The 2336-nt window shown below is 44.0% G+C and carries 3 protein-coding genes; all 3 read left to right on the forward strand.

The window, feature by feature from the left end; all coding sequences use genetic code 11:
- The first annotated feature begins 391 nt into the window (after positions 1 to 391).
- Positions 392 to 580, forward strand: a complete 189-nt coding sequence (locus V6C93_RS23955; RefSeq protein ID WP_333479184.1) for a hypothetical protein — start codon at positions 392 to 394, stop codon at positions 578 to 580.
- Positions 581 to 674: 94 nt separating this feature from the next.
- Positions 675 to 1553, forward strand: a complete 879-nt coding sequence (locus V6C93_RS23960) for an Rpn family recombination-promoting nuclease/putative transposase (protein ID WP_333479185.1) — start codon at positions 675 to 677, stop codon at positions 1551 to 1553.
- A 71-nt stretch (positions 1554 to 1624) separates the two neighbouring features.
- The coding region (locus V6C93_RS23965; RefSeq protein WP_333479186.1) for an AAA-like domain-containing protein at positions 1625 to 2336 on the forward strand (712 nt) is incomplete at its 3' end.

Consider the following 2336-nt stretch of genomic DNA (forward strand, 5'->3'; position numbering starts at 1 on the left):
AAGCCCTAAGTCACCAAATTCATTTTCTCTTGTGAGGTGCGATAGTTTTGGAGAAAAATAGTGCGATCGCCTACAGCTTGACTCGAAGCTGATCGCAGCATTTTTGCACAATTGAATTAGCAGCAACAAAAGAGGTAATAAGCCCAAATGGTATAGTACAAAGCGCATCGTGCTAAGGGAAACCGACTATAGACCAATGTATATTCTTGAGTTCTCTCTTATTTGCTTCAAACATTAATATCGTTTAAAAATTTGACATAAATTCCATCAAATATAATTATCAAATTTAAAAATCATACTTCCATATTTTGCCATTTCATTTGTAATAAAAATACTCACTGATGTTAATATAATTTTGTTGCAACTTTATAACAAGTAAGGAGATACAGCCATGAAAATCCACATCGACATTGACCTAAAGCTCTCGAACGCTGAAGAACTCGACATCTTAGCTCGGTTCATCAAAAACTTCGACGCTATCCTGAAAGCGCTGGAAGCAGAGATGGAAAGCTACCGTCGGCGATTAGAGCAAGTTGAGGAGATGACTACCCGCTTTGAATCTGATCAAGAGGAGAATTAATTACTAAAAGAACTACCTAGTTTTGCCCTCAACTGGAGGAGGGCTTTTTTTCCTACACATCTTATTTGAAAAGCACTCTCTAACTAAAATCACCATGCCTTATGACAATATCTGCAAATATCTATCCGAGAAATATCCAGAACAGTTTGCTGCATGGTTATTGGGACAGCCTGCTGCACCCGTAGAAGTCTTAAAAACTGAGTTGAGTATTGAGCCAATTCGCGCCGATTTTGTCACCTTTTTACGCACCCAAGAGCGGATTTTACATCTGGAATTTCAAGTCGAGGTAGCCAGTACCCCTCCTCTACCACTGCGGATGTTGGACTACTGGGTGAGACTCTATCGCCGCTATCAGTTGCCCATCACACAAGTAATAGTGTTGCTGAGGGCAACCTCAACTCCTGTGCCAGAAGTATTTCAGGTGGAAAGCACGCAGCATTCTTATCAAATCCTGCGGATGTGGGAACAAGACCCAGTACCATTACTAGAAAATACTGCATTGCTACCACTAGCACCTTTATGTGCAGCCAAAGACTCAACACAGCTACTCAGTCGTATCGCCGAACAGGTGAGTAAGATAGAGACACCCACCCAACGACAAGAAATTTCGACCTGTACTCAGTTTCTGGCAGGTTTAAGGTTTGATAAAGACGTGATTCGCCAACTGTTTAGAGAGGGAATTATGCGAGAATCTGTAATTTACCAAGAAATCTTGCAAGAGGGACGAGAAGAAGGACGGGAAAAAGGACGAGAAGAAGGAAAGCAGGCAGAGGCGATCGCACTAATTATGCGCCTACTCCCACGCCGGATCGGTACAGTTGAACCAGAACTGCAAGAGCGCATTCGGGAACTATCCATCCCCCAACTAGAGGATTTGGCTGAGGCACTATTGGATTTCTCCTGTACCGCCGATTTAGAAGCTTGGTTGCAGACTGTCCAACCGATGCAGAATTTTTCGCCACCCATCACCTGAGATGATTTGCGTTAGCGTTAGCTGCGCGACAGCGCTTCGCACTATTTCTGCCCTCATGTGATGTTTGGCTGATGACTTCAGAACTCAACCCAACTTATGAATATCAAGTCGGGGGCAGTTTACCGCTTGACGCCCCCACCTATGTCGTGCGCCAAGCTGACTCTGAGCTCTACGAAGGATTGAAGGCAGGAGAATTCTGCTACGTCCTCAACTCTCGCCAGATGGGGAAATCTAGCTTGCGGGTACGCACCATGCAGCGCTTGCAAGCGGAAGGGTTTGCCTGTGCTGCCATTGATATTACCGCCATTGGCACCTGGGATATTACCCCAGAGCAATGGTATGCCGGAGTCATTGACAGCCTTGTCAGCTGTTTGGAACTCTATAATACTTTTGATTTAGAAGAATGGTGGCTGCGCCACAGCAGGCTATCTAATATTAAGCGATTCAATAAGTTTATTGAAGAGATTCTGCTGACAGCAATTCCTCAAAATATTATCATTTTTATCGATGAAATTGATAGCATTCTCAGCCTAAATTTCAAGGTAGATGATTTTTTTGCCTTAATTCGTGCCTGCTATAACAATCGCGCTGACAAGTCTGCCTACCGACGCCTAACCTTTGCCTTGTTTGGCGTGGCTACACCCTCCGATTTGATTCAAAACAGAAACCGTAGTACTCCTTTCAACATTGGTAGAGCGATCGAACTAACAGGCTTTCAGTGGCATGAAGCCCAACCTTTAGTTCAAGGTTTGGAAAGAAAAGTTAGTAAACCTGCGGCTGTAC

The organism is Allocoleopsis sp. (assembly GCF_036703385.1).
Lineage (GTDB): Bacteria > Cyanobacteriota > Cyanobacteriia > Cyanobacteriales > Coleofasciculaceae > Allocoleopsis.